The following is a 552-nucleotide window of genomic DNA, read 5'->3' as shown; positions in this document are numbered from 1 at the left end:
ATCTCATCCGAGCTGTATTTTAATGCATTATCCAGCAGGATCACTAGTAACTGCTTTATTTTTGTCAGATTGGCATCCAGCCAAATTTCGTTCTCTTCTGTTAAAATAGAAATTTGACGATCATGTACAGGCTTGAGATGCGCTACCACCTGTTGACAACAACCGATCATTTCTATCCGCTCATGCGGCTCAGGATCTTTCTGCTGTGAGGAGGCAAGAGTCAGCAACTGCTGTGTCATCGTACGCATTCGCTGAGTTTCTTCATAGATCGATTCAATGGATTCCTTACGAATGTCCTCGTCACGCGTGCCCCACCGCCGCAGCATGTTGGCATAGCCCTCAATAATCATAAGAGTGGTGTTCAGCTCATGTGAGGCATCTGAAACAAACTGCTGCTGGCTCTGAAAGCTTTCTTCTAATCTCTCCATCATTCGGTTAAAAGTGGCGGTCATTTGGGACAATTCATCTTGATTATGACTGCCAGCGGGGATTTTTTTAAATTTCAAGCTTCTTTCAATTTCCTGCATCGTTTGAATACTACTGGAAATCGGC

At 44.0% G+C, this 552-nt stretch carries 1 protein-coding gene; it reads right to left on the bottom strand.

Translation table 11 applies throughout. The features are described 5' to 3' along the window. Positions 1–552, bottom strand: a 552-nt coding sequence (locus tag GRP75_RS28935) for a sensor histidine kinase (RefSeq protein ID WP_337194295.1), incomplete at both ends; no start/stop codon positions are given.

Source organism: Paenibacillus sp. OT2-17 (genome assembly GCF_009827695.1).
Taxonomy (GTDB): Bacteria; Bacillota; Bacilli; order Paenibacillales; family Paenibacillaceae; genus Paenibacillus; species Paenibacillus polymyxa_B.
This window is presented reverse-complemented; position numbering and strand designations above follow the sequence as displayed.